Origin of the sequence: Stenotrophomonas sp. Y-13, assembly GCF_046267925.1 — a bacterium.
Classification (GTDB): Bacteria; Pseudomonadota; Gammaproteobacteria; order Xanthomonadales; family Xanthomonadaceae; genus Stenotrophomonas; species Stenotrophomonas acidaminiphila_A.
The window spans coordinates 575,020-600,111 of the sequence record NZ_CP176501.1 but is presented as its reverse complement, the minus strand read 5'-3'; the positions used below and the strand labels follow the sequence as shown (position 1 = coordinate 600,111).

23 protein-coding genes are annotated in these 25,092 nt (G+C 68.2%); 15 read left to right on the top strand and 8 right to left on the bottom strand.

The features are described from left to right. Positions 1-391 precede the first annotated feature (391 nt). Positions 392-2,302 carry a glucans biosynthesis glucosyltransferase MdoH gene (gene mdoH, locus ACJ7VY_RS02585; RefSeq protein WP_240213340.1) on the bottom strand — a complete coding sequence of 637 codons (1,911 nt, stop codon included), beginning with the start codon at positions 2,300-2,302 and terminating at the stop codon, positions 392-394. 287 nt (positions 2,303-2,589) lie between these two features. Then, complete coding sequence (locus ACJ7VY_RS02580) at positions 2,590-2,895, bottom strand: DUF3817 domain-containing protein (protein WP_240213387.1); 306 nt, start codon at positions 2,893-2,895, stop codon at positions 2,590-2,592. A gap of 201 nt (positions 2,896-3,096) precedes the next feature. Between ACJ7VY_RS02580 and ACJ7VY_RS02575 the strand changes: the two genes are divergently transcribed. Next, positions 3,097-5,166, top strand: a complete 2,070-nt coding sequence (locus tag ACJ7VY_RS02575) for a glycoside hydrolase family 99-like domain-containing protein (RefSeq protein ID WP_409476304.1) — start codon at positions 3,097-3,099, stop codon at positions 5,164-5,166. Between the two features lie 35 nt (positions 5,167-5,201). On the opposite strand, the gene ACJ7VY_RS02570 is transcribed toward ACJ7VY_RS02575, so the two are convergent. Beyond that, positions 5,202-5,834: a CoA transferase subunit B gene (locus tag ACJ7VY_RS02570; protein WP_161615133.1), complete on the bottom strand. Its 633-nt coding sequence runs from the start codon at positions 5,832-5,834 to the stop codon at positions 5,202-5,204. 1 nt (position 5,835) lies between these two features. Further along, entirely contained in the window at positions 5,836-6,570 is a 735-nt protein-coding gene (locus ACJ7VY_RS02565) for a CoA transferase subunit A (RefSeq protein ID WP_104938001.1), read from the bottom strand. A gap of 146 nt (positions 6,571-6,716) precedes the next feature. Between ACJ7VY_RS02565 and ACJ7VY_RS02560 the strand changes: the two genes are divergently transcribed. Continuing rightward, on the top strand, positions 6,717-8,063 hold the full coding sequence (locus tag ACJ7VY_RS02560) for a phosphomannomutase (protein WP_409476303.1): 1,347 nt from the start codon (positions 6,717-6,719) through the stop codon (positions 8,061-8,063). Between the two features lie 9 nt (positions 8,064-8,072). Continuing rightward, entirely contained in the window at positions 8,073-9,476 is a 1,404-nt protein-coding gene (locus ACJ7VY_RS02555) for a mannose-1-phosphate guanylyltransferase/mannose-6-phosphate isomerase (protein ID WP_161615131.1), read from the top strand. A gap of 69 nt (positions 9,477-9,545) precedes the next feature. Here ACJ7VY_RS02555 and rfbD read toward each other — a convergent pair whose 3' ends face one another. Genes rfbD through rfbB form a run of 4 tightly spaced genes read right to left on the bottom strand, consistent with a single transcriptional unit; the run spans position 9,546 to position 12,952 of the window. Beyond that, the gene (gene rfbD / locus ACJ7VY_RS02550) at positions 9,546-10,445 is read right to left on the bottom strand and encodes a dTDP-4-dehydrorhamnose reductase (RefSeq protein ID WP_409476302.1); all 900 of its coding nucleotides are present in this window, start codon (positions 10,443-10,445) and stop codon (positions 9,546-9,548) included. Beyond that, positions 10,442-10,999, bottom strand: a complete 558-nt coding sequence (rfbC, locus tag ACJ7VY_RS02545; protein WP_409476301.1) for a dTDP-4-dehydrorhamnose 3,5-epimerase — start codon at positions 10,997-10,999, stop codon at positions 10,442-10,444. Before rfbC ends, rfbD begins: the two co-directional genes overlap by 4 nt. After that, the gene (rfbA, locus tag ACJ7VY_RS02540) at positions 10,996-11,883 is read right to left on the bottom strand and encodes a glucose-1-phosphate thymidylyltransferase RfbA (protein ID WP_161615128.1); all 888 of its coding nucleotides are present in this window, start codon (positions 11,881-11,883) and stop codon (positions 10,996-10,998) included. The genes rfbC and rfbA overlap by 4 nt, the downstream gene beginning before the upstream one ends. A gap of 13 nt (positions 11,884-11,896) precedes the next feature. Further along, complete coding sequence (rfbB, locus tag ACJ7VY_RS02535; protein ID WP_293762264.1) at positions 11,897-12,952, bottom strand: dTDP-glucose 4,6-dehydratase; 1,056 nt, start codon at positions 12,950-12,952, stop codon at positions 11,897-11,899. Positions 12,953-13,254: 302 nt separating this feature from the next. Here rfbB and ACJ7VY_RS02530 point away from each other — a divergent pair, with 302 nt between their 5' ends. The 12 genes from ACJ7VY_RS02530 to ACJ7VY_RS02475 all read left to right on the top strand — a co-directional run bounded on the left by ACJ7VY_RS02530 (position 13,255) and on the right by ACJ7VY_RS02475 (position 24,997). Next, complete coding sequence (locus ACJ7VY_RS02530) at positions 13,255-14,001, top strand: electron transfer flavoprotein subunit beta/FixA family protein (RefSeq protein WP_104937995.1); 747 nt, start codon at positions 13,255-13,257, stop codon at positions 13,999-14,001. Positions 14,002-14,082: 81 nt separating this feature from the next. Beyond that, positions 14,083-15,018, top strand: coding sequence for an electron transfer flavoprotein subunit alpha/FixB family protein (locus ACJ7VY_RS02525; RefSeq protein WP_293762268.1), 936 nt, complete (start codon positions 14,083-14,085; stop codon positions 15,016-15,018). Positions 15,019-15,181: 163 nt separating this feature from the next. Next, positions 15,182-16,150, top strand: a complete 969-nt coding sequence (locus tag ACJ7VY_RS02520) for a glycosyltransferase family 2 protein (protein ID WP_409476300.1) — start codon at positions 15,182-15,184, stop codon at positions 16,148-16,150. After that, complete coding sequence (locus ACJ7VY_RS02515; protein WP_409476299.1) at positions 16,143-16,904, top strand: GNAT family N-acetyltransferase; 762 nt, start codon at positions 16,143-16,145, stop codon at positions 16,902-16,904. The genes ACJ7VY_RS02520 and ACJ7VY_RS02515 overlap by 8 nt, the downstream gene beginning before the upstream one ends. Then, a complete protein-coding gene (locus tag ACJ7VY_RS02510; RefSeq protein WP_054662745.1) occupies positions 16,901-17,149 on the top strand; it encodes an acyl carrier protein in 249 nt (82 codons plus the stop codon). The genes ACJ7VY_RS02515 and ACJ7VY_RS02510 overlap by 4 nt, the downstream gene beginning before the upstream one ends. Before the next feature lie 2 nt (positions 17,150-17,151). Next, positions 17,152-17,898: an SDR family NAD(P)-dependent oxidoreductase gene (locus ACJ7VY_RS02505; protein ID WP_161615123.1), complete on the top strand. Its 747-nt coding sequence runs from the start codon at positions 17,152-17,154 to the stop codon at positions 17,896-17,898. Continuing rightward, entirely contained in the window at positions 17,899-19,296 is a 1,398-nt protein-coding gene (locus ACJ7VY_RS02500; protein ID WP_409476298.1) for an AMP-binding protein, read from the top strand. It abuts the gene before it with no gap. A 2-nt stretch (positions 19,297-19,298) separates the two neighbouring features. Next, a complete protein-coding gene (locus ACJ7VY_RS02495) occupies positions 19,299-20,396 on the top strand; it encodes an acyl-protein synthetase (RefSeq protein WP_161615121.1) in 1,098 nt (365 codons plus the stop codon). Continuing rightward, positions 20,393-21,616, top strand: coding sequence for an acyl-CoA reductase (locus tag ACJ7VY_RS02490; protein ID WP_161615120.1), 1,224 nt, complete (start codon positions 20,393-20,395; stop codon positions 21,614-21,616). Before ACJ7VY_RS02495 ends, ACJ7VY_RS02490 begins: the two co-directional genes overlap by 4 nt. A gap of 4 nt (positions 21,617-21,620) precedes the next feature. Further along, on the top strand, positions 21,621-21,986 hold the full coding sequence (locus tag ACJ7VY_RS02485; RefSeq protein WP_104937987.1) for an EamA family transporter: 366 nt from the start codon (positions 21,621-21,623) through the stop codon (positions 21,984-21,986). Positions 21,987-22,016: 30 nt separating this feature from the next. Beyond that, positions 22,017-23,150 carry a dTDP-4-amino-4,6-dideoxygalactose transaminase gene (gene rffA / locus ACJ7VY_RS02480; protein ID WP_161615119.1) on the top strand — a complete coding sequence of 378 codons (1,134 nt, stop codon included), beginning with the start codon at positions 22,017-22,019 and terminating at the stop codon, positions 23,148-23,150. Then, positions 23,147-24,997 (top strand): hypothetical protein, encoded by a 1,851-nt coding sequence (locus tag ACJ7VY_RS02475; RefSeq protein ID WP_409476297.1) that lies wholly within the window; start codon positions 23,147-23,149, stop codon positions 24,995-24,997. Before rffA ends, ACJ7VY_RS02475 begins: the two co-directional genes overlap by 4 nt. The last annotated feature ends 95 nt before the right edge of the window (positions 24,998-25,092 follow it).

The window sequence follows — 25,092 nt, the reverse complement described above, 5'->3', positions numbered from 1 at the left end:
AAGAGAAGTAACCAAGAGAAACACGCCCCTGCCTACGCGCCCACGGCACTGCGTGCCGCGGGTCCACTCCGCTGCCGGGATTTTTCGACGAGACCCAGCTGCGATGCAGCTGGGGCCGGGGCAGTCGCCTCACGGCGCCAGCCCGCTCACCGGGGCGAAGCAGTGCTTCGCCTATTTCCGCCGAACCCATGCACGTCGCCCTTCGGGTTTTTCCCGCCGGCTCCGTCGCTGCGGAAGGGGACCCGGAAATCAAAAGCAGAGAAGCAAAAGCACGATCAACGGCTACGGCGAAGGCGAAGCACCTTCCCCCTCGCCCCCGTTTCACATCCGATCCGTTTTTTAGCCACGAAACCCGACGCCCCAGCCGTCGGCAGAACAGAGACCCGCCCTGTTACTCCACGGAAAGCGGCGCCTGCATCGCCGCCGCGCGCAGCTCGGCCGCGCGCACCAGCACCGGTGGCGGCGCGCTTTCCTCGGGTATGGTCAACAACCGGTGCCGGTGCAACCAGTCGCCAATCTGGCGCGACGAGGTCAGCCCCACCACCGGCACCGCCAGCACCATGCCGATCACCACCGGCGCCATCCACGCCGCCAGCGACGGCGACACCGCATAGGCCATCGCCCCCATCGCCAGGCCGAACACACTCAGCCCGCCATAGCTGCGCAGCAGCGCGGTCCAGGAGACCCGGCCGTCGTCGCGCTGCTGTGCGTCCCAGCCCGAGTCCTTGCCGGCCAGCACCTCGGCCACGCCACGCGACTGCACGTACATCACCACCGGCGCCATCAGCGCCGCCAGCAGCGTTTCCAGCAGCATCGAGACGAACGCGCGCAGCGCGCCGCCGCAGCCGCGCCGCTCGCTGCGCGAACTGAGCATGGCCACGTAGCCCATCGCCTTGGGCGCGAGCAGCACGGCCATGGTCACGCCGAACACCCACAGCACGCCCTGCTCGTCCAGCCCGCGCCAGTAATGCGCGGGTGACAGCCGCAGGTGCAGCTCCTCGGCCACGTCGATGCCGCCATGGATCAGCGGGATGGCCATGCCGATCAGCATCAGCATCGCCCACATCGGCGCGGTGAAGTAGTGGCCGATGCCGACCAGCATGTGCACCCGGCTGATCCAGTGCAGCCCGGCAGCGGTGACCACCTTGGAGTGCTGCAGGTTGCCCTGGCACCAGCGGCGGTCGCGGATCAGCAGGTCGGTCAGCGTCGGCGGGCCCTCCTCGTAGCTGCCCTGCAGGTACGGCACCATGTGCGCCGCCCAGCCACCGCGGCGCATGAGCGCGGCCTCGACGAAATCGTGGCTGAGCACATGCCCGCCGAACGGCTTGCGCCCGGGCAGTTCCGGCAGCCCGGCCTGCTCGGCGAAGGCGCGGGTGCGGATCACCGCGTTGTGGCCCCAGTAATTGCTCTCGGCACCGTGCCACCAGGCCACACCGTAGGCCATCACCGGCCCGTAGACGCGGCCGCCGAACTGCTGCATGCGCGCGAACGCGGTACGTCCGCCGACCACCGCCGGCAGCGACTGGATCAGGCCGACGCCGGGGTGTTTTTCCATGGCCGAGGCCAGGCGCACGATCACCTCGCCGGTCATCAGGCTGTCCGCGTCCAGGATCAGCATCTGCGGGTACGCGCCACCGAAGCGGCGCACCCAGTCGGCGATGTTGCCCGCCTTGCGCCCGGCGTTGTCGGCGCGGCGCCGGTAGAACAGCCGGCCGTGGCCGCCGGTGGCCTCGACCAGCCGCGCGAACACCTGTTCCTCGGCGCGGCCGATGGCCTCGCGGGTGGTGTCGCTGAGCACGAAGAAGTCGAAGCGATCGAGCTGGCCGGTGGCCGCCACCGATTCGTAGATGGCCTGCAGCCCGGCCATCATCCGCCGCGGGTCCTCGTTGTAGGTGGGCATCAGCAGCGCGGTGCGGCTGTGCAGTTCCGGCAGCGGCGCGTGCGGGTGGATGCCCAGCTTGCGCCGCCCGCGCAGCAGCGCCTGCAGGCCGGCCAGGCTGCTGACGAAAGAGAACGCGATCCAGGCGAACAGCAGCACGAACAGGCCCAGCAGGCAGGCTTCGAGTACGTTGACGCCGCCGTTGGCCAGGACCCGCGCCATCATCCAGGTGGCCACCGCCGTCATCGCCGCGGTAGTGCCGAACACATACAGGCGGCGCAGCACGATGTTCGGCGGCGACGTGTCCTGCCGGCGCCCCTGCAGGCGCCCCTCGCGCAAAGACTGCACCGGCATGGACAGCGGGCTCTCCGCCGGCAGCACGGCGATGCCGGCATCGCGCGCCGGACCCGGCGCAGCGGTCATGCGCCCCCCCTCGCGCCAGGACGCGCGGGGCGGCAGGCAGGTGCCGCCGCCGGCAGGCGGGCGGAAACGGCGGCAACAGGGGTTCCGTGGTGCACGGGGCTCTCCGGGGGCAGACAGGGCGCCAAAGCTAGAAGATCGAACCTAAACAGGCTGCGAACATGCCCGATGCAGGCGGACCGCTCGCCGTGGCCAGGCCCGGGGCCTGCCCGATGCCCGGCGCCGGCCCGGCCTCATCGTAGTGCATGTCCCGGCCACCCCGCCGCGGGTCGCCACGACCCGGCATGCGGTCAGCGCGGCGGCGACAACAGGCCGCGGCGGCGGAACCACCATTCCAGCGGCACCGTGACCAGCGGCGGTACTGCGGCCAGCAACGCCAGCAGCAGCGCCCACGACGGCCAGCGCTGGCGCACGCCGACATACACGCTGGCGACCACGTAGAACAGGAACGCCAGCCCATGCAGGCGCCCGAACAGCCATACCCCCAGCTCGGTCGTCTGCGTGCCGTACTTGAGCAGCATGCCGACCAGCAGCCCGGCCCAGGTGGCGCCCTCGACCAGGGCGGCGACGGCGAACAGCTTTCCAGCGGCGGACATCGGGTTGGCGGGCATCGGCACGGGGTCATGAACGGAAGGACGCGGATTGTAGGCGATGCGCCACCGACGGATGCGCCGGGATGGCACCGGCAGCGGGCCGATGGCGCATTGGCCTAGAATCCACGACGGCGGTGGGGGCCGGCATGCGCTGCGCTCCCGGACCACCGCGCCCCGTTCCCGTCGCCGGCGATGCCTCGATCGATGCCTTTCCCCTCCCTGCACCAGGCGCTTCACCAGCTGCTGCGACAGGCGTTCCGCGCCCTTCCTATCTCAGACGCCCGACGCGACAGGTGGCGCAACCGCCTGCTGGAGCGCTTCGGCGGGCTGCTGCCGCCGCCGCCGCGCGGGCATGCGCCCGAAGCGGGAACCGCGGCGCGCATCGTCCGGCCCCTGCACCGCGCCGATGAACCGGCGATCGGCCATGTGCCCTACACCCGGGCAGCCCTGCCCAGCCCCCTGCCCGCCACCTTGGTCGCGTTCTACCTGCCGCAGTTCCATGCGTTCGCCGAGAACGACGCCTGGTGGGGCAAGGGCTTCACCGAATGGCGCAACGTCACCCGGGCGCTGCCGCAGTTCGAAGGCCATGCGCAGCCGCGGCTGCCTGCGGATCTGGGCTTCTACGACCTGCGCAACCCGCAGGTGATGCGCGACCAGGCGCGCCTGGCAGCCGAGTACGGCATCGGCGCGTTCTGCTTCTACTACTACTGGTTCAGCGGCCGCACCCTGATGGAGGATCCGCTGCGGCAGTGGCTGGCCGACGATGGCATCGACCTGCCGTTCTGCCTGTGCTGGGCCAACGAGAACTGGACACGTCGCTGGGACGGGCGCGACGGCGAGATCCTGATCGGACAGCAGCACAGCGCCGCGGACGACCTGGCCTTCATCGCCCACGTCGCCCCTTACCTGCGCGACCGCCGCGCGCTGAAGGTGGACGGCCGGCCGATGCTGCTGGTCTACCGCCCGCACCTGCTGCCCGATCCGCGCGCCACCGCGCAGCGCTGGCGCCAGTGGTGCCGCGACAACGGCATCGGCGAGCTGCACCTGGCCTACGTACAGGGCTTCGAACGTCCCGATCCGCGGGACATCGGCTTCGACGCGGCCGTCGAGTTCCCGCCGAACATGAGCAACCCGCGCTCGCTGGCCACGGAACAATGGCTGATCAACCCGGACTTCGCCGGCGACGTACGCGACTGGCGCGAGCTGGCGCGCGAGGCGGCGGCACGGCCGCTGCCCGGCTACACGCTGTATCCCGGGGTGAACCCCGGCTGGGACAACGAACCGCGGCGTCCCGGCGGCGGCCGCATCTTCCTGCATGCCTCGCCGCGCGGTTATCGCGACTGGCTGCACGCGACCGTGCACGAACGGCTGGCGGCGGTCCCCGCCGGGCGGCGCCTGGTATTCATCAACGCCTGGAACGAATGGGCCGAGGGGGCGGTCCTGGAACCCGACGCGCGGCTGGGCCATGCCTGGCTGGACGCCACCCGGCAGGCGCTGGCGCCGCTGCCGACACGGCCGGCCGCCGCACGCCCGTGCGCGGTCATCCACGCCTGGTACCCGGACGTCTTCGACGAATTGCTGCAGGCGCTGCAGCGCAACGGGCTGGCATGGCGGATCGTGGTCACCACGTCGCCGGAGCGACGGGACGAGATCGAGCGCATCGCGCGCGCGCGCGGGCTGCAGGCAGAGGTGCATGCGTTCGCCAACCACGGCCGCGACATCCTGCCGTTCCTGCACGTCGCCGGGCGCCTGCTGGACGAGGGCGAGGACCTGGTGCTCAAGCTGCATACCAAGCGCTCCACGCATCGCGCGGACGGCGAGCAGTGGCGCAACGAGCTGGTCGCGCGCCTGCTGGCCCCGGACAGGGCGGCGGCGATCGCGCAGGCCTTCGCCGCGGAGCCCGGACTGGGGCTGGTCGCGCCGGAAGGCCACGTCCAGCCGCTGCACTTCTACTGGGGCGCCAACGAGCGCAACGTGCGTGTCCTGCTCAGCCGCCTGGGCATCGCGCAGCCGAACCTCGAACACGACACATTCATTGCCGGGAGCATGTTCTGGGCACGCCTGCCGGCGCTGCGCCCGCTGCTGGACGGGCACTTGCAGCCGTCGCAGTTCGAGGCCGAGGCGGGCCAGGTGGATGGCACCCTGGCGCATGCGATCGAGCGGGTATTCGCCCTGGCTGCGCGCGAAGCCGGCTTCCGGCAGGCCACCGCCGCCGAGCTGCTGGGGCTGTCGGCGGACGCGTCCGCGCCTTACGCCTACGCGCGGCGCCGGTGAGCAGGCGGGGCCGCGATGCGGCCCCGCGACTTGCTTCAGGCGTGCGCGAACGGCACGCCGGTGCGCGCCTTCAGCGTGTCCATGTCCACGCCCGGGGCGGCTTCCACCAGCACCAGGCCGTCATCGGTGACATCGAACACGGCCAGGTCGGTGATGATGCGGTCGACCACGCCCACCCCGGTCAGCGGCAGCGTGCACTCGGGCAGGATCTTGTGCTCGCCGTTCTTTGCGGTGTGCTCCATCAGCACCACCACGCGCTGCACGCCGGCCACCAGGTCCATCGCGCCGCCCATGCCCTTGACCATCTTGCCGGGCACCATCCAGTTGGCCAGGTCGCCCTTGGCGGTGACCTGCATCGCGCCGAGGATGGCCAGGTTGATATGGCCGCCGCGGATCATCGCGAACGAATCGTGGCTGCCGAAATAGCTGGCGCCGGCGCGGGCGGTCACGGTCTGCTTGCCGGCGTTGATCAGGTCGGCGTCGACTTCGGCGTCGGTCGGGAACGGACCGATGCCCAGCAGCCCGTTCTCGGACTGCAGCCACACGTCCATGCCCTCGGGGATGTGGTTGGCCACCAGCGTCGGCAGGCCGATGCCCAGGTTCACGTAGGCGCCATCGGTCAGCTCGCGCGCGGCGCGCTGCGCCATCTCGTCACGGGTCCAGGCCATTTCAGTTCTCCTCCTGACGCACGGTGCGCTGTTCGATGCGCTTCTCCGGCGTCGCGTTCAACACGATGCGGTCGACGTAGATGCCCGGCAGGTGCACCTGGTCCGGGTCGATGGCGCCCACCGGCACGATCTCCTCCACTTCCACCACGCAGACCTTGCCGGCCATGGCGCAGGCCGGGTTGAAGTTGCGCGCGGTCTTGCGGAACACCAGGTTGCCGGCCGCGTCGGCCTTCCATGCCTTGACCAGGGAGACGTCCGCCTTGAGCGCGGTCTCCATCACGTAATGCTTGCCGTCGAACTCGCGGGTTTCCTTGCCTTCGGCGACCACGGTGCCGTAGCCGGTGGCGGTGAAGAACGCCGGGATGCCCGCGCCGCCGGCGCGCAGGCGCTCGGCCAGGGTGCCCTGCGGGTTGAACTCCAGCTCCAGCTCGCCGGCCAGGAACTGCCGCTCGAACTCCTTGTTTTCGCCCACGTAGGACGAAATCATCTTGCGGATCTGGCGGGTTTCCAGCAGCTGGCCGAGGCCGAAGCCATCGACACCGGCATTGTTGGAGATCACGGTCAGGCCGGTCACGCCGGAGTCGCGCAGCGCCGCGATCAGCGCTTCGGGAATGCCGCACAGGCCGAAGCCGCCGACCGCCAGGGTCTGGCCGTCGGCGACCACGCCGTCCAGCGCCTGGGCCGCGCTGGCCACCACCTTGCCGCGCCGCCCGTCCAGGGTTGAAGGATCGCTCATCGCATCATGCCCACAGTCATAAGGATGGCCGCATTCTAGCCGCAGTCCGGCAACGGCCCTCTTGGACCTTCGTCCAGCCGCGAACGGCCCGCTCACCGCCAAGCGACTAAACTGGGCGTCTTTCCACGTTTCGACAGGTTGCCCGCATGCCACTACCCGCGTTCAAGGCCTACGACATCCGCGGCCGCGTGCCCGAGGAACTCAACGAGGACCTCGCGCGCAGGATCGGCAAAGCCTTGGCGGCCCGCCTCGACGACGGCCCGGTGGTGCTCGGCCACGACGTGCGCCTGACCAGCCCCGGCCTGCAGGAGGCCCTGGCCGCCGGGCTGCGCGGCGAGGGCCGCGAGGTGATCGACATCGGCCTGTGCGGCACCGAGGAGGTCTACTTCCAGACCGATCACATGGGCGCGGCCGGCGGGGTGATGGTCACCGCCAGCCACAACCCGATGGACTACAACGGCATGAAGCTGGTCAAGGCGCAGGCGCGGCCGATCAGCTCGGACACCGGCCTGTTCGCCATTTCCGACGCGGTGGCCGCGGATGACGCGCCGGCGCAGCCGCCGCGCGCCGGCCAGGTGCAGCGGCACGACAAGGGCGCCTACATCGCCCACCTGCTGTCCTATGTGGACGTGCCCACGTTGCGGCCGCTGAAAGTGGTGGTCAATGCCGGCAACGGCGGCGCCGGCGCCATCATCGACCTGCTTGCCCCGCACCTGCCGCTGGAATTCGTGCGCATCTGCCACGAACCCGATGGCAGCTTCCCCAACGGCATCCCCAATCCGCTGCTGCCGGAGAACCGCGCCGCCACCGCCGACGCGGTGCGCGCGCATGGCGCCGATTTCGGCATCGCCTGGGACGGCGACTTCGACCGCTGCTTCTTCTTCGACCACAACGGCCGCTTCATCGAGGGTTACTACTTGGTGGGCCTGCTCGCCAAGGCGATCCTGGCGCGCAACCCCGGCGGCAAGGTCGTGCATGACCCACGCCTGGTGTGGAACACGGTGGAGATGGTGGAGGCGGCCGGCGGCGTGCCGGTGCTGTGCAAGAGCGGGCACGCCTTCATCAAGGAAAAGATGCGCGCGGAGAACGCGGTCTACGGCGGCGAGATGAGCGCGCACCACTATTTCCGCGAATTCGCCTATGCCGATTCGGGCATGATCCCGTGGCTGCTGATCGCGCAGCTGGTATCCACCAGCGGCCAGTCGCTGGCCGAACTGGTCGAGGACCGCATGGCCGCCTATCCGTGCAGCGGCGAGATCAATTTCAAGGTGGCCGATGCCAAGGCCGCGGTCGAACGTGTGATGCGCCACTTCGCCGCGCAATCGCCCACCTTGGACCATACCGACGGCATCAGCGCCGATTTCGGCGACTGGCGCTTCAACCTGCGCAGTTCCAACACCGAACCGCTGCTGCGGCTCAATGTCGAAACGCGCGGCGACGCGGCGCTGCTGCAGGCGCGCACCGACGAGATCTCCACCCTGCTTTCGGCCTGAGACTTCAACATGAGCAACATCACGCCCGTCATCCTGTCCGGCGGCTCCGGCACCCGCCTGTGGCCGCTCTCGCGCGAGACCTACCCCAAGCAGTTCCTGCCGCTGACCGGTACGCTGACCATGCTGCAGGCAACCTGGCACCGCGCCGCCGCCGTCGCCGCGCGTGGCCCGCTGGTGATCGCCAACGAAGCGCACCGCTTCGTCGCCGCCGAGCAACTGCAACAGGCAGGCGCGGAGCCGCAGGCGATCATCCTCGAGCCGATGGGGCGCAATACCGCGCCGGCGATCGCGGTGGCCGCGCTGGAAGCCACGCGCCAGGGCGATGACCCGCTGCTGCTGGTGCTGCCGTCGGACCATGTGATCGCCGACGAGGCCGCCTTCCACGCCGCCGTGCGCCAGGCCGCGACCGCCGCCGAAGCCGGCAAGCTGGTGACTTTCGGCATCGTCCCGACCGGCCCGGAAACCGGCTATGGCTATATCAAGGCCGCGCCCGGTGGCGGCGCCCGCCCGGTCGAGCGCTTCGTCGAGAAGCCCGACCTGGACACCGCCACCGCGTATGTCGCCAGCGGCCAGTACCTGTGGAACAGCGGCATGTTCCTGTTCCGCGCCTCGCGCTACCTGGAGGAACTGGCCCGTTTCAATCCGGCCATGCTCGAGCGCAGCCGCACCGCCTGGGAAAGCGCGCGCCGCGACACCGACTTCACCCGACTCGATGCCGACGCGTTCGCGGCGGTGCCGTCGGACTCGATCGACTACGCGGTGATGGAGAAAACCGCCGATGCGGTGGTAGTGGCGCTGGATGCCGGCTGGAGCGACGTCGGTTCGTGGACCGCGCTGCGCGACGTGTCCGCACGCGATGACGACGGCAACGCCCACCACGGCGATGTGATCGCCATCGATTGCCGAAATACCTATGCCTATGGGGAACGGCTGGTGGCGCTGGTCGGGCTGGATGACGTGATCGTGGTCGAGACCGATGACGCGGTGCTGGTCGGCAGGGCCGACCGCATGCAGGAGGTCAAGGACGTGGTGGCGCGACTGAAGGCCGACGGCCGCAGCGAGGCCGCCTGGCACCGCAAGGTCTACCGTCCGTGGGGCGCCTACGACTCCATCGATAACGGCGAGCGGTTCCAGGTCAAGCGCATCACGGTCAAGCCCGGTGGCACCCTGAGCCTGCAGATGCACCACCACCGCGCCGAGCACTGGGTGGTGGTCAGCGGCACGGCCGAGGTCACCCGCGGCGATGAAGTGCTGCTGCTCAGCGAGAACCAGAGCACTTATATCCCGCTGGGAGTCACGCACCGGCTGCGCAACCCCGGCAAGCTGCCGCTGGAACTGATCGAGGTGCAGTCGGGGAGTTATCTCGGCGAGGACGACATCGTGCGCTTCGAGGACACCTACGGGCGCAGCTGAGGCCCCCTCGCGCCAACTGGAAGCCCGGCCGGTGGCCGGGCTTCCAGCCTGAACTCGCTGCGACCCAGGTCAGGCCGCAGCAATCTCCGCCATCACCCGCTTCAGCGCGTCCTGCCAGGCCGGCAGCACGATGCCGAAATCCTGCTGCAGCCGGCGGTTGTCCAGCACCGACCAGGCCGGGCGCTTGGCCGGCGTCGGGTACTGCGAACTGGGGATGGCTTCCACCAGCGGCGCTTTCGCCAGCACGCCGGCGGCCAACGCTTCGGCAAAGAGCGCCTCGGTGAAACCGTGCCAGCTGGTCTGCCCCGATGCGGTCAGGTGCCAGGTGCCGGACAGGCCGCCCGGATGCCGCAACGCGTGTGCGGTGACGTCGGCGATCAGGGCAGCCGGGGTCGGCGTGCCGATCTGGTCGGCGACCACGCGCAGTTCGTCGCGCTCGGCGCCCAGGCGCAGCATGGTGCGCAGGAAATTGCCGCCATGTGCGGCATACACCCATGCGGTGCGGAAGATCAGGTGGCGCCCGCCGGCGGCGCGCACCGCGTCCTCGCCATCGCGCTTGCTGGTGCCGTAGACCCCCAGCGGTGCGGTCGGCGCGTCCTCGCGGTAAGGCGCGCGGCCCTGCCCGTCGAACACGTAATCGGTCGAGTAATGCACCAGCGGCACGCCTTGCGCGGCGCACCAGCGCGCGATCACGCCCGGGGCCTGCGCGTTGGCGCGGAACGCGGCCTCCGGTTCCTGTTCGGCACGATCCACCGCGGTATAGGCCGCGGCATTGACCACCAGCGCCGGCCGCAGCCGGTCCAGCAGCGCCGGCAGGCTGTCGGGCCGGTCGAAATCGGCCACTTCGCAGGCGCTGCCGTCAGCCAGCGTGCCGCTGCGGGTGGTGGCGACCACCGTGCCCAGCGGCGCCAGCGCGCGCAGCAGTTCGCGGCCGACCTGGCCGTTGCCGCCGAACACCAGGATCGTCATGGCTGATACACCGGCAGCCGGTCCTCGGGGATATCCGCCAGGAACGGCGCCGCTTCATCCTTGGCCGACAGCGTCGGCGCGCTGACCGGCCAGTCGACGGCGATGCCGGCATCGTTCCAGCGCACGCCGGCGTCGGCTTCCCTGACGTAGACGTCGGTGCACAGATAGCTGAACACGGCGCGCTCGGACAGCACCGCAAAGCCATGCGCGAAGCCTTCCGGGATCCAGAACTGGCGATGGTTGTCGGCGCTGAGCAGCACCGCGTCCCAGCGCCCGAAGGTCGGCGAGCCGCGGCGGATGTCCACCGCCACGTCATAGACCTCGCCCTCGAGCACGCTGACCAGCTTGCCCTGCGGCCGCGGCCACTGGTAATGCAGGCCGCGCAGCACGCCCTTGACCGAAGTGGAGACGTTGCTCTGCACGAACTTGGTGGGCAGCCCGTGCGCGGCGAAGCGTTCGGCGTTCCAGGTCTCGAAGAACATGCCGCGGGCGTCGCCGAACACGGCGGGCTCGATCACCACGCAGCCCGGCAGTGCGGTCTCGATGACCTTCATGGCACCACCCCGCGCTGCAGCAGCTTCTGCAGGTACTGGCCATAGCCGTTCTTGAGCAGCGGCGCGGCCAGCGCCTCCAGTTCGGCCGCGCCGATCCAGCCCTGCCCATAGGCGATTTCCTCGGGGCAGCAGACCTGCAGGCCCTGCCGGGTCTGGATGGTCTCGATGAAGTTGGACGCCTCCAGCAGCGACTGGTGGGTGCCGGTGTCGAGCCAGGCATAGCCACGCCCGAGCTGCTCCAGGTACAGCGTGCCCGCGTCCAGGTAGCACTTGTTCAGGTCGGTGATCTCCAGCTCCCCGCGCGGCGAGGGGCTGAGCGCGGCCGCGTAGTCGCTGGCATTGCCGTCATAGAAATAAAGCCCGGTGACCGCGTAGTTGGAGCGCGGGTTCTGCGGCTTCTCGACCAGGCCGACGACCTTGCCGTCGCGATCGAACTCGGCCACGCCATAACGCTCCGGGTCATTGACCCAGTAACCGAACACGGTCGCCCCGGCCTCGCGCGCATCGGCGCTGCGCAGCAGCTGGCGCAGGCCGTGGCCGTGGAAGATGTTGTCGCCCAGCACCAGGCAGCTCGGCTTGCCGCCGACGAAATCGCGGCCGATCAGGTAGGCCTGCGCCAGACCGTCCGGGCTCGGCTGCACCGCGTAGCGGATGTCCATGCCCCACTGCGAGCCGTCGCCCAGCAATGCCTGGAACAACGCCTGCTCGTGCGGGGTGTTGATGATCAGCACCTCGCGGATGCCGGCCATCATCAACACGCTCAGCGGGTAGTAGATCATCGGCTTGTCGTACACCGGCAGCAGCTGCTTGCTGACGCCCTTGGTGATCGGATACAGGCGCGTGCCGGAACCGCCGGCGAGGATGATGCCTTTGCGTTGGGTCATGTCGTCTCCGGTGTCAGGCGGCGGTGCCGATGCGCTGCAGGCGGTAGCTGCCGTCGAGCACGCCGTTGACCCACGCCTGGTTGTCCAGGTACCAGTCCACGGTGAAGGCGATGCCCTGTTCGAAGGTATAGGCCGGCTCCCAGCCCAGTTCGTCCTTCAGCTTGGACGCATCGATGGCGTAGCGGCGGTCGTGGCCCGGGCGGTCGGCCACGTAGGTGATCTGGCTGCTGCGCGGCTTGCCGTCCTCGCGCGGGCGGCGCGCATCGAGCAGTGCGCAGATCGCCTGCACCACTTCGATGTTCTGCTTCTCCGAGTTGCCGCCGACGTTGTAGGTCTCGCCGACCCTGCCCTTGGCCAGTACCGTGCGGATCGCTTCGCAGTGGTCGGTGACGAACAGCCAGTCGCGCACCTGCCGGCCGTCGCCGTACACCGGCAGCGGCTCGCCGGCCAGCGCCTTGGCGATCACCAGCGGGATGAGCTTTTCCGGGAAGTGGTACGGGCCGTAGTTGTTGGAACAATTGGTGGTCAGCACCGGCAGCCCGTAGGTGTGGTGGAACGCGCGCACCAGGTGGTCCGAGGCGGCCTTGGACGCCGAGTACGGCGAATTCGGCGCATACGGGGTGGTCTCGGTGAACTTGCCGGTCTCGCCCAGCGTGCCGTAGACCTCGTCGGTGGACACGTGCAGGAACCGGAACGCCTCGGCCTCGGTGGCCGGGAGCCCCTTCCAGTAGTCGCGCACCGCTTCGAGCAGGCCCAGGGTACCGACCACGTTGGTCTGGATGAAGGCGCCGGGGCCGTCGATCGAGCGGTCGACATGGCTCTCGGCGGCGAAGTTCAGCACCGCGTCGGGCCGGTGCTCGGCCAGCAGGCGCTCGACCAGGGCGCGGTCACCGATGTCGCCCTGGACGAAAACATGCGCCGGGTTGCCTTCCAGGCTCGCCAGGGTGCGCAGGTTTCCCGCGTAGGTGAGGGCATCGAGGTTGACGACCTTGATGCCGCGGGCGACCGCCTCCAGCACGAAATTGCCGCCGATGAAGCCGGCACCGCCGGTCACTAGCCAGGTGGGCACTATTCTTGTCTCCTGTGACGTCCATTCGCCCGGATCTCCGCGATCCGAGGCTTGCTCCAAGCGGCACAGGATACAGGCACCCCTGCCGCGCCAGCTTTGCCGCCACTGAACGCCGGACGATGCACGTGCGCCCGGGTGCAGGCAGGCGATGGACCCACGGCCGATGATGGCCCCCGCCCCAGCGGAACGCGGGGCGGGCATATCCATACGCATTCGCACGGGACTCCCCCAGCCGCTAGAATCGGGCCCTCATCTGTCCGGCACTGGCGCCGGCCCCCTGCAACCGAAGGATCCCGCAGCACATGAAAATCCTCGTCGCGTACAAGCGCGTGGTGGACTACAACGTCCGCATTCAGGTCAAGCCGGATGGTTCCGGCGTGGTCACCGACGGCGTCAAGCTTTCGCCCAACCCGTTCGACGAAATCGCGCTGGAAGAAGCCCTGCGCCTGCGTGACAAGGGCATCGCCAGCGAAGTGGTGGTGGCCACCATCGCCCCGGCCGACGCCCAGGCGCACCTGCGCAACGGCCTGGCCATGGGCGCCAACCGCGCCATCCACGTGGTCACCGACCAGGCGATCCAGCCGCTGACCGCCGCCCGCACCCTGCTCAAGCTGGTGGAAAAGGAACAGCCGGACCTGGTCATCCTCGGCAAGCAGGCCATCGACGACGACGCCAACCAGACCGGGCAGATGCTGGCCACGCTGTGGGCGCGCCCGCAGGCCACCTTTGCCTCCAAGGTGGAGATCGCCGACGGCAAGGCCACGGTCACCCGTGAAGTCGACGCCGGCCTGGAAACGCTGGAAGTGGACCTGCCGGCAGTGATCACCACCGACCTGCGCCTGAACGAGCCGCGCTTCATCAAGCTGCCGGACATCATGAAAGCCAAGGCCAAGCCGCTGGAGACCCTGCAGTTGGCCGACCTGGGCGTCGAAGCCGCCGATACGTTCAAGACCACCCATTACGCCGCCCCGGCCAAGCGCAGCAAGGGCGTGATGGTGAAGGATGCCGCCGAACTGGTGGCCGCACTCAAGCAGAAGGGGCTCTTGTGATCATCCCTGATCAAGAGCCCGGCCATCCGTGGCCGGACTTTCCAATGCCGAAGCCTTGCGCCCCATTTGAAGGAAGTTCCGATGTCTAAAATTCTTGTGATCGCCGAACACCTGGACGGCAAGCTCAACAGCGCCGTCGCCAAGACCGTGTCGGCCGCGGCCGCCATCGGCGGCGACATCGACGTGCTGGTACTGGCCGCCGATCCGGCCGCCATCGCCGCCGAAGCCGCGCAGATCGCCGGCGTCGGCAAGGTGCTGACCCTCGCCAACCCGGCCAACGAACACGCCGTGGCGCAGGTCCAGGCCCCGCAGATCGCCAAGGTCGCCACCGGCTACAGCCACGTGCTCGGCCCGTCCACCACCACCGGCAAGGACCTGATGCCGGCCGTGGCCGCCTTGCTGGGCGTCAACCAGGTCTCCGACCTGATGGCCGTCGACGGCCCGCATACCTTCAAGCGCCCGATCTACGCCGGCAACGCCATCATCACCGTCGAGGTGCCGGCCGACCAGGTGGTCGTGGCCACCGTGCGCGCCGCCTCGTGGCCGGAAGCGGCCAAGGGCAACAACGCCGCGGTCGAAGCGATCAGCGTCGATGTCGCGCTGCCCGCGCACACCCGCTTCGTCGGCCTGGCCGCCGGCAAGAGCGACCGCCCGGACCTGCAGAGCGCCAAGCGCGTGGTATCCGGTGGCCGCGGCGTGGGTTCGGAAGAGAACTTCAAGGTCATCTACCAGCTGGCCGACAAGCTCGGCGCCGCGGTCGGTGCCTCGCGTGCCGCGGTCGATGCCGGCTATGTGCCCAGCGACATGCAGGTCGGCCAGACCGGCAAGATCATCGCCCCCGAGCTGTACATCGCCGTGGGCATCTCCGGCGCGATCCAGCACCTGACCGGCATCAAGGATGCCGGCACCATCGTGGCGATCAACAAGGACGGCGACGCGCCGATCTTCGAAGTGGCCGACATCGGCCTGGTGGGCGACCTGTTCACCCTCCTGCCGGAGCTGGAAGCGGCGCTCTGACGCCGCGCGTGGCGGCAACCGGAAGCGGTTGCCGCCACCGTCATGCCGCCGGATCGCGCGGGCGCCTATACTTTCGCGTCGCTGGGTCCGTCTGCGCACGGACGAGGGCATCGCGCCCCCAGGTCCGACCTCCCTGATAGATGGCGCCGAGGCCTTATATTCCATGACCGCTGCCCCAGTCCCCATCACGCCGCCAATCGAACTGTCGGTCGTGGTTCCCGTCTATGGCTGCGTGGGCTGCCTGGAGGAACTGGCCGACCAGGTCCAGGCGGCGGTGGGAGGCATGGATATCGCGTTCGAGCTGATCCTGGTCGACGACGCCAGCCCGGATGGCGCCTGGCGGCGCATCCAAGAACTGGCGGCCACCAGGACATGGCTCACCGGTCTGCGGTTGTCGCGCAACTTCGGCCAGCATTCGGCCATCTCCGCCGGCATCGAGCATGCACGCGGACACTGGACCGTGGTGATGGACTGCGACCTGCAGGACGTGCCGGCGGAAATCCCGCGGCTGTACCGCAAGGCCCTGGACGGGAACTACGAAGTCGTGTTCGCCCAGCGCGTGGAACGCCAGGACACACCGCTCAAGCGGCTGTCGTCGTGGGGCTTTTTCGCCACCTTGGGCTGGCTTACCGGCGTGCCGCAGGATCCATCCACCGCCAATTTCGGCATTTTCCACCGCAAGGTGATCGATGCGGTCTGCACGATGCCCGAGCGGGACCGTTCGTTCCCGTTGATGGTGAAGTGGGCCGGCTTCCGCACCGCCAAGCTGCCCGTCCGCCACCAGCAGCGCGCGCAGGGCGAGTCGTCCTACACCCTGCGCCGGCTGCTGCGGCTGGCCATGAACATCGCGCTGGGCTATTCCGAAAAACCGCTGCGCATGGTGGCCGGCACGGGCATATTCTGCGCGCTGGTCGCCTTCGTGATGGTCGCCATCAGCGTGCTGCGCTGGTGGGACGGCGACATCCAAGTGGCGGGATACACCTCCATCATCGCCGCCATCTGGCTGATCGGGGGCCTGATGATGTTCTCCATGGGGGTGGTCGGGCTGTATGTCGGCCAGGTGTTCCGCAACGTGCAGCGGCGACCCTATTACATCGTCGCCGATACCACCGCGGAGACCGGGCGTGACTGAGCTTTCACTCCGGCACGAGGACGCATGCCTGCAGGCGCGGCTGACCCCATGGGACGAGCGTGCACTGGGCTTTGCCACCGCCGAGATCACCAGCTTCGAGGCGCGCAGCGCCCATAGTGCGTCGCGTCTGCTCGCCCAGGCGGAACAGTGGGCCCATGGCCTGGGCGTGCGCTACCTGTTCGGCCGCGTCGATGGCAATGCGCATCTGCTGCGCGGCGTGTTGCTCGCGGGTGACTTCCAGTTCGTGGAAACGTCATTGACGGTCTCGCGCAGTGGCATGGGCAACCTGCCGCCGGTTCCACGCGGCATGCTGCCGACGTTGCGCCCCGCCGTCGCCGACGACATCCCGCTGCTGCGCGGCATCGCCCACGACGATTTCGGCCATGGCCGCTTCCTCGAGGATCCGGCGATCGACCCGGCGCACGCGCGGAAACGCACCGCCAACTGGATCGAAGACCTGGTCAACGGCGGCCTCGCCTATACCGCCGAGTCGCGCGGCCGCGTCATCGGCTTCCACGCCGAACGCGTGCACGCCAGCGAGCATCGCGCCGAACTGCTGCTCACGGGCGCGGCAGCCCCCTATGCGATGCTTGCGATGCCGCTTTGGGTAACGGCGCTCGAATCACTGGCCGCGCGCGATGTCCAGCGCTGCACCACGCTGGTGTCTGCCGCCAACACCGGCATCATCAACCTGTATGCGCGGCTTGGCTTCCAGTTCAACACTTCCCTCACTGGTTTCCGGAAATTCCTATGAACAACCCCTCCCACGAAGACCAGGTCGTCGCCGTTTTCGCCCGCGTGCTGGGCATCGATGCCGCCCAGGTCACCGACGAGCTGCGCTACAACACCATCCCGCAGTGGGATTCGATCGCCCACATGTCGGTGGTCGCCGCGCTGGAAGAGGCCTTCGGCGTGATGATCGACATGGACGACGTGATCGACATGAGCTCGGTCGGGAAAGCGCGCGAGATCCTGCGCAAGCACGGCGCCGCGCTCTGACGATGGGTACCGCCGATGCCCCCGTCATCCTGGTCACCGGCGCTTCGCGCGGCATAGGCAGGGCCATCTGCGAACGGCTCGCGGCACAGGGCGCGCAGCTGGTGATGGTGGCGCGCGATGGCGAAGCGCTGCAGACGCTGGCGACGGAGCTGGCCGCCCACGGCGCGCCGGAGCCCATGAGCGCAGCGCTCGACCTGGCCGACGCCGACGCGGTGGCGGGGCTGTTCAAGCAGGTGTTCAGCCGTTTCGCCCGCCTCGACGGCCTGGTCAACAATGCCGGCGTCTTGCACGAAGGCCTGCTCGGCATGATCCGCGCCGACGATATCGACCGCGTGCTGGCGGTAAACGTGAAGGCACCACTGATGGCGATGCAGTACGCGGCGCGGCTGATGTCGCGCACGCAGCGCGGCAGCATCGTCAACCTGGTGTCCATCATGGGCGTCAACGGCGCCGCGGGCCTGAGCCTCTATGCCGCCAGCAAGGCCGCCCTGGTCGGGGCGACGCGTTCGGCCGCCAAGGAACTGGCCGCCAAGGGGATCCGCGTCAACGCGGTCTCGCCCGGGTTCATCGACACCGACATGACCCGCACCATGGCCGAAGCCGCCCATGCCAGGCGCGTGGCGTCGATCGGCATGGGCCGCGCCGGCACACCGCAGGAGGTGGCGGAACTGGTCGCGTTCCTGCTCGGCGATCAATCGACCTACGTCACTGGCCAGATCATCGGCATCGACGGGCAGATGGTGGTCTAAGTGCGCTTCTGGCAGTTGCCCCACGGAGAACGCACGGCCCTGGTCGAAGGGGCGCGCACCCTCAGTTACCGTGAGCTGGCCGGACTGGCCGACGACCTGGCCAGCCTGCTCCCGCCCGGCCGCGGCATGGGCATTCTGGCGATGCCCAGCACGACCGAGGCCGTGGCACTTTACCTAGGTGCGCTGCGCAGCGGGCGCCAGGTTCCGTTGCTGGTGCAGGCAGATACCGATCCGGAACTGCTGGCAACGCTGGTCGCGCGTTACACGCCCGAGTGGCTCGCATTGCCCGGCCCGGCCCCGTACGGCTACACGACCGTGCATGCCGGCCAGCGCCTGTGCCTCCATATCCGCGACGCAGACACCGCCGCCGCCGCGCCGCACCCGGACCTGGCCGTGTTGTTGAGCACGTCCGGCAGCACCGGCTCGTCGAAGCTGGTGCGGCTGTCCGCACAGGGGCTGGCCAGCAACGCCGCCTCGATCGTCGCCTACCTCGGCCTGAGCGCCGACGACCGCGCCATCACCACCTTGCCGCTGGCCTACTCCTTCGGCATGTCGATCCTCAACAGCCACCTCGCATGCGGCGGCTGCGTGGTGCTTAGCGAGGACAGCCTGATGACGCGCGAGTTCTGGGAAGCCGCGCGTGGCAACGCCGTCACCTCGCTCTCTGGGGTGCCGGCCACCTACGAAATCCTGCGGCGCATGGGCCTGGCGCGACTGCAGCTGCCGAGCCTGCGCATGCTGACCCAGGCCGGCGGGCGACTGCGCGACGAACTGGTGCGGCATTTCGCCGAGTCCGCCCGCGACCACGGCCTGCGATTCTTCGTGATGTACGGGCAGACCGAGGCCTCCCCGCGGATCAGCTACGTGCCACCGGACCGCCTGCTGGACAAGGTCGGCAGCATCGGCATCCCGATTCCCGGCGGGCGCATGCGCATCGACGGCGACAGCGGCGAGCTGGTGTACGAGGGTCCCAACGTGATGATGGGCTATGCCACTTCGCGCGCTGGACTGGCCGCTGCCGATGAACAGCACGGCGTGCTGCGCACCGGCGACCTGGCCCGGGTCGACGCCGACGGCTTCCACTACATCACCGGCCGTGCCAAGCGCTTCCTGAAGATCTCCGGCAACCGCGTCAACCTGGACGAAGTCGAAGCAATGTTGTCGGCGGCGCTGGGCCGGCAGATCGCCTGCTCCGGCAGCGATGACGACCTGGTGGTATTCAGCCACGGGGGCGACGCCGCGCCGCAGGAGGAGGTCCGCCGCCTGGTACAGGCGCGCTACAAACTGTTTGGCGGATTGGTGCGCTGCATCCATCTGCAGGCCCTGCCACTGCTGTCCAATGGCAAGACCGATTACCCGTCGCTCCGGCAACTGGCCGGGGAAGGAGCCGGAAAGTGAACATGGCACCCACGACGCCACTGGCCGCGGCCGCACTGGACGTCGATGTCTTCGGCCTGGATCGCCGGGCCAAGCGCGAATGGCTGCTGCACGGGCTGCAGTCGCTCACCCGCCACCACCACGCGCATTGCGCGCCCTACGCGGCGATGCTCGACGCGCTCTGGCAGGGCGGCGCAGCCGACAGCCTCGAGGCGCTGCCGTGGTTGCCCGTGCGGCTGTTCAAGCAGCTGGACCTGAAGAGCGTCCCCGACGACCAAGTGCTGCGCACGCTGGTGTCCAGCGGTACGACCGGCGCGGCGGTATCGCGCATTTTCCTCGACGCCGAGACCGCACGCGCGCAGACGCGCGCCCTGACGCGGATCTTCTCCCACTTCGCCGGCAACCGCCGCCTGCGCATGCTGGTGGTCGACGACGACAGCTTCCTGCGCGACCGCAGCCGCTTCAACGCGCGCGCGGCCGGCATCCTGGGCTTCTCCAACTTCGGCCGCGATCATCTTTACCTGCTCGATGAACAGCTGCAGCCCGACTGGGACGCGCTGGCGCAGTGGTTGTCCAGGGCGCCCGAGGAACCGGTACTGCTGTTCGGATTCACCTTCATCGTCTGGCAGTCGTTCGTCCAGGCCGCGCGGCGCGACGGGGTGGAGCTGCGCTTCCCGGCCGGCAGCATGCTGGTGCATGGCGGCGGCTGGAAGAAGATGGACGAACAGAAGGTCGACAACGCCGCCTACAAGGCCGCGCTGTCCGCCGCGTTCGGCATCGAACGGGTGCACAACTACTACGGCATGGTCGAACAGGTCGGATCGATCTTCTTCGAATGCGAGCACGGGCACCTGCACGCACCGGCCTACGCCGACGTCATCGTCCGCGACCTGCAGGATCTTGCCCCGGTCGAGAACGGCACCATCGGCGCGATCCAGGTATTGAGCCTGCTGCCCGGCAGCTATCCCGGGCACAGCCTGCTCACCGAGGACCTGGGCGTGATCCACGGCGAGGACGACTGCCGGTGCGGGCGCCCGGGCAAGCATTTCGGCGTGCTCGGCCGCATCAGGAACGTCGAAGTACGTGGCTGCAGCGACACAAGGACGGTACCGACCGCATGACCCGCATCCTGTTCTCCGTCGACGGCAACGCGCCGCTCGATGCGCAGCTGGCACGTATTGCCGGCCTGGCACCATTGCCCCCATTCAGCACGCAGGCGCGCGCCTTCGTGGCCGACTTCGCGCGCCGGGTATTTGCCCTGCCGGTACTGCGCGACCATCCGGAACTCGCCACCCTGGCCCACTGGTTCCGGCCAGCGGCGCAGGAACATCTTTCCCGCCGCCTGCAGGCGCCGGCCAACGAGCACTTGCTCGCGCGCGGCCTGGTTTTCCATCTTGCGCCGGCCAATGTCGACGTGCTGTTCGCCTACGCCTGGCTGATGTCGGTGCTTGCCGGCAACCGCAACGTCGCGCGCCTGTCGCAGAAGCCCAGTGCACAGCGCGAGGCGCTCGTCTCGATCCTGCACGCGATGCAGGCCGAAGGCCTGCACGGCGAAGTCCTGCAGCGCAGCGTGCTGTTGACCTATCCGCACGACGATGCGGTGACCACGCTGCTGTCGCGCCATTGCCACGCGCGCATCATCTGGGGCGGCGACGCGACAGTGGCCAAGATCCGCTCGCTGCCGCTGGCGCCGCTGGCGCTGGAACTGGCCTTCCCCGACCGGTTCGGGGTGGCAGCCATTGACGCGGCGGCGGTCGCCGCGGCCGAGGACGTCGAACTGCAGCAGCTCGCGCACCGCTTCATCAACGACGTGCTCTGGTTCGGCCAACAGGCCTGTTCCTCGCCGCGCACGCTGTACTGGGTCGGCACGGCGGACACGGTGGACGCCGCGCGCGCGCGCTTCTGGCCGGCCGTGCGCGCGCAGTCCGGGCAGGTCGCGGACGAACCCGCCGCGCTGATGGCACGGGTCACCGACGCACATCTGATGGCGGCGCTCACCCCGGGCCTGCACGCCAGTAGCGCGCTGGGCAACTACCCGCTGACCCTGGAGGCCGGGCACGCCGATGGACGGCTGCGCGAACTGCAGAGCGGGCACGGGCTGGTGGTGGAAGTCCGGCTCGATTCACTCCCGGATCTCGCCCCGCAGTTGGACGACCGCGACCAGACCCTGGCCCAGCACGGCTTCTCCCGCGACGCCCTGGTGGCCCTGCTGGACCAGCTTGGCAACCGCGCGCTGGACCGCATCGTGCCGTTCGGCCGGGCATTGGATTTCCATCCGGTCTGGGACGGCACCGACCTGCTGGACGTGCTCACCCGCAAGATCACCCTGCCTGGAAACTGACCCGATGAGCTATGTATTCATCGCCCTGACCATCATGTTGACCGTCTACGGCCAACTGATCCTGAAATGGCAGGTCGGCGTGCATGGGCACCTGCTGGCGGCCCCGCTGCAGCCATTGAACCTGGTGCAGCTGCTGCTCAAGCCGTGGGTGATTTCCGCCTTCGCCGCGGCGTTCGGCGCCTCGTTGTGCTGGATGGCGGCGATCAGCAAGCTGCCGATCAGCCGCGCCTATCCGTACATGGCGATCAACTTCTTCCTGGTCGCGCTGCTGGCGGTGGCGATCTTCCATGAGCAACTGGATGGCTACAAGATCGCCGGCACGCTGATCATCATGCTTGGCGTGGTCGTACTTTCGCGATCGGTCGCCTGAACCACCTCAACGCACTCCGCGAGGCCACCCTTGATTCCCTTCAACAAGCCTTTCATGACCGGCCGCGAGCTGTGGCACATCGCCCAGGCGCATGCCAACGGCCATCTGTCCGGCGACGGCCAGTTCACCAAGCGCAGCCATGCATGGCTGGAGCAGCGTACCGGTGCCCAGCGCGCGCTGCTCACCCACAGCTGCACCGCGGCACTGGAGATGGCGGCACTGTTGCTCGACCTGCAACCCGGTGATGAAGTGATCATGCCGTCCTACACCTTCGTCTCCACCGCCAATGCCTTCGTGCTGCGCGGTGCGGTCCCGGTGTTCGTGGACGTGCGCGAGGACACCCTGAACCTGGACGAGCGCCTGGTCGAGGCCGCGATCACCCCGCGTACCCGCGCCATCTGCGTGGTCCACTATGCAGGCGTGGCGTGCGAGATGGATACGCTGATGGACATCGCCGCCCGCCACGGCCTGGTGGTGGTCGAGGATGCGGCACAGGCCATCATGTCCACCTACAGGGGACGCCCGCTGGGCACCATCGGCGAACTGGGCGCGCTGAGTTTCCACGAGACCAAGAACATCATCTCCGGCGAAGGCGGTGCACTGCTGTGCCGCGACGCGCGCTTCGGCGAGCGTGCCGAGATCCTGCGCGAGAAGGGCACCAACCGCAGCCGCTTCTTCCGCGGCCAGGTCGACAAGTACACCTGGGTGGACGTGGGCTCGTCGTTCCTGCCCGGTGAGATCACCGCGGCATTTCTGTGCGCGCAGATCGAGGAGGCCGAGCAGATCACCGCGCGGCGCCTGGCCATCTGGGAACGCTACCACCAGTGGGCGGAGCCGCACGAGAAGGCGGGCCGGCTGCGTCGCCCGGTGGTGCCGACCGACTGCGAACACAACGCGCACATGTACTACATGCTGTTGCCCGACCTCGAGACGCGGACCCGCTTCATCGCGGAAATGAAGGCCCGCGGCGTGCAGACGGTGTTCCACTACATCCCGCTGCATTCAGCGCCGGCGGGCCTGCAGACCGCGCGCAGCCATGGCGAACTGCGCAATACCGACACGCTCAGCGAGCGCCTGGTGCGGATGCCATTGTGGATCGGGGTGGAAGAGCATCTCGATGCTATTCTTGCCGCGGCCGACCAGGCGTTGGGTACTGTCGGATGAAGGCACTGCTTGAGTACCCCGGCAGCACCAAGTGGGTAACCAACGTTGCCTTCCTCCTGATCATATTCGTCTGCGGCAATGCGGTGCTGTTCAGCCTCGCAGCCGCGACGCCGCTGATCCAGGCCGATGGCTGGTACTTTCTCGAGTACTTCCTGCCGCGATATTTCGATGGATCGCTGGACATTCTCGACCTGTTCATGAAGCGGAACGGCGTCGACCATGCACAACCGCTGCAGAAGCTCGTATTGCTTTTCCATACGCGATTCTTCGATATGGACTTCCGCATCGAAGGGTTGATTGGCGTCCTGATCGGCATTCTATGGTGCGCGATCATCGCCAGGGAGCTCTACCGCCAGCCGGTCGGGTCTCTCGGGGAGCGCGCTGCCACCGCCTTGGGCGCGCTGCTGGTCTTCGCACTGGGTCTGTCACTGAATAGCACCAACGTATTCACTTGGCCTCTGGTAACGCTCGGCTACATCGCCCTACTGCTGGGCACGGCATATTTCGCGTTCGCCATGACCAGCTACAGCCGCCCGCGGCCATTGCTGGCCCTGGCGTCCACCGCAGTTCTGGGCATATGCATCGATTCTCAGGCGATCGTGACTTTGCTGGCGACCCTGATGGCATTGGCGCCGATGCGGACCGGCAACAGGCGCGCAGCATGGCTACAGGTCGCAGCGGCATTAGCCGGCCTCCTGGTCGCGCGCCTCTGCCTTTGGCTGATTGCCCGGCATGCTGGCTTGGAAGGAGGCTCAGGCGTCGACATACGCGCCTTTGCTTCCGCCTTCGCGGAGCCTGATGCGATCACTGGATTGCTGATTCCCTTTTCCGACAGCCTGATCCACGTCGAGCATCTCGCCAGACATTTCCCTGAAACATATCCGCGCTTGATGATCATCTGCGCGGCCATCGTCGTCTTGCTGCATGCATGGTTCTGGATCCGTGCCTACCTTGCTTGGCGCAGCGATCGGTATGACCGGGTCATCGCCATGTCGGTTTTCCTCATGCTGCTGGCCTACGGCATGACCGCTGCCATCATCATCGGCCGGGTGCCGATGTTCGACTGGAACTATCTCCACCAGCCACGCTACGTCCATTCCTATCAGGTATCCCTCGTCGCTCTCGCAATCATGCTGCAAGCCACGATCCGCGAACCACGCCCCATCCGCTTCCCACGCCTGCTCGAGCTCACCGCCAGCATCATCGTATGCATTGGTCTGCTGTCCGTGCAGTTCATGGTTTCGCGTGACTCCTGGATACTCCCGCATTACCTGACCCCCTACTGGCAGAATGCCGCACTGGTCATGCAACGCTTGGCCAACGCACCGCAAGCCGATCCTGGGCAATGCCCCGACATCATGGTGGTATGCGAGTACGCGCCGGATCGCCGCAAGCAGGTTATGGATATGCTGGTGCAACGCAAACTCAATGTGTTCTCTCGGGACTTCCAGATGCGCAACCGGCTCTATCCCGAACTGGCTGCCATTCCAGGATTCAGTGGCGGCGATGCTGCACAGGCTCCTGATGAAACCATCCTCGATGCGGAGCATCCGGCAATACTGAGCATCAGCCACAGAGACCGCTGCGCGATCCGCGGAACCCCATTGGATGTATCCATCGAAATCCAGACCGCCGGACTGGCCACCAACGGTATCCAGCTATGGGCGGAGACTATCGGCGGTCACAGGCAACTGCTGGACACCATCGCACCGAATCCTGCGGCCTCGCTGCGCCTAGACAAGCAGTTGCCCAACCGCTCGCATCTGACCCTGGTGCGCAATGGCGACGATAGCATCTTGGCACAGGCGGACCTGGATCTGGCCGACTGTACTGCGACAGCTCCGTGATGGACTGCGGCTGCCCGGCCAGATGGGCCTGGCAGCCTTCCTTTACGTCACTCAGGCAAAACGACATAGGCCCGCAGCACAGCCGCTTCTACTCT

Bases quoted from the DNA above. Each gene is read 5' to 3' on its own strand.
- mdoH (WP_240213340.1), bottom strand. From the start codon at position 2,302: ATGACCGCTGCGCCGGGTCCGGCGCGCGATGCCGGCATCGCCGTGCTG.
- ACJ7VY_RS02580 (WP_240213387.1), bottom strand. From the start codon at position 2,895: ATGTCCGCCGCTGGAAAGCTGTTCGCCGTCGCCGCCCTGGTCGAGGGC.
- ACJ7VY_RS02575 (WP_409476304.1), top strand. From the start codon at position 3,097: ATGCCTTTCCCCTCCCTGCACCAGGCGCTTCACCAGCTGCTGCGACAG.
- ACJ7VY_RS02570 (WP_161615133.1), bottom strand. From the start codon at position 5,834: ATGGCCTGGACCCGTGACGAGATGGCGCAGCGCGCCGCGCGCGAGCTG.
- ACJ7VY_RS02565 (WP_104938001.1), bottom strand. From the start codon at position 6,570: ATGAGCGATCCTTCAACCCTGGACGGGCGGCGCGGCAAGGTGGTGGCC.
- ACJ7VY_RS02560 (WP_409476303.1), top strand. From the start codon at position 6,717: ATGCCACTACCCGCGTTCAAGGCCTACGACATCCGCGGCCGCGTGCCC.
- ACJ7VY_RS02555 (WP_161615131.1), top strand. From the start codon at position 8,073: ATGAGCAACATCACGCCCGTCATCCTGTCCGGCGGCTCCGGCACCCGC.
- rfbD (WP_409476302.1), bottom strand. From the start codon at position 10,445: ATGACGATCCTGGTGTTCGGCGGCAACGGCCAGGTCGGCCGCGAACTG.
- rfbC (WP_409476301.1), bottom strand. From the start codon at position 10,999: ATGAAGGTCATCGAGACCGCACTGCCGGGCTGCGTGGTGATCGAGCCC.
- rfbA (WP_161615128.1), bottom strand. From the start codon at position 11,883: ATGACCCAACGCAAAGGCATCATCCTCGCCGGCGGTTCCGGCACGCGC.
- ACJ7VY_RS02530 (WP_104937995.1), top strand. From the start codon at position 13,255: ATGAAAATCCTCGTCGCGTACAAGCGCGTGGTGGACTACAACGTCCGC.
- ACJ7VY_RS02525 (WP_293762268.1), top strand. From the start codon at position 14,083: ATGTCTAAAATTCTTGTGATCGCCGAACACCTGGACGGCAAGCTCAAC.
- ACJ7VY_RS02520 (WP_409476300.1), top strand. From the start codon at position 15,182: ATGACCGCTGCCCCAGTCCCCATCACGCCGCCAATCGAACTGTCGGTC.
- ACJ7VY_RS02510 (WP_054662745.1), top strand. From the start codon at position 16,901: ATGAACAACCCCTCCCACGAAGACCAGGTCGTCGCCGTTTTCGCCCGC.
- ACJ7VY_RS02505 (WP_161615123.1), top strand. From the start codon at position 17,152: ATGGGTACCGCCGATGCCCCCGTCATCCTGGTCACCGGCGCTTCGCGC.
- ACJ7VY_RS02495 (WP_161615121.1), top strand. From the start codon at position 19,299: ATGGCACCCACGACGCCACTGGCCGCGGCCGCACTGGACGTCGATGTC.
- ACJ7VY_RS02490 (WP_161615120.1), top strand. From the start codon at position 20,393: ATGACCCGCATCCTGTTCTCCGTCGACGGCAACGCGCCGCTCGATGCG.
- ACJ7VY_RS02485 (WP_104937987.1), top strand. From the start codon at position 21,621: ATGAGCTATGTATTCATCGCCCTGACCATCATGTTGACCGTCTACGGC.
- ACJ7VY_RS02475 (WP_409476297.1), top strand. From the start codon at position 23,147: ATGAAGGCACTGCTTGAGTACCCCGGCAGCACCAAGTGGGTAACCAAC.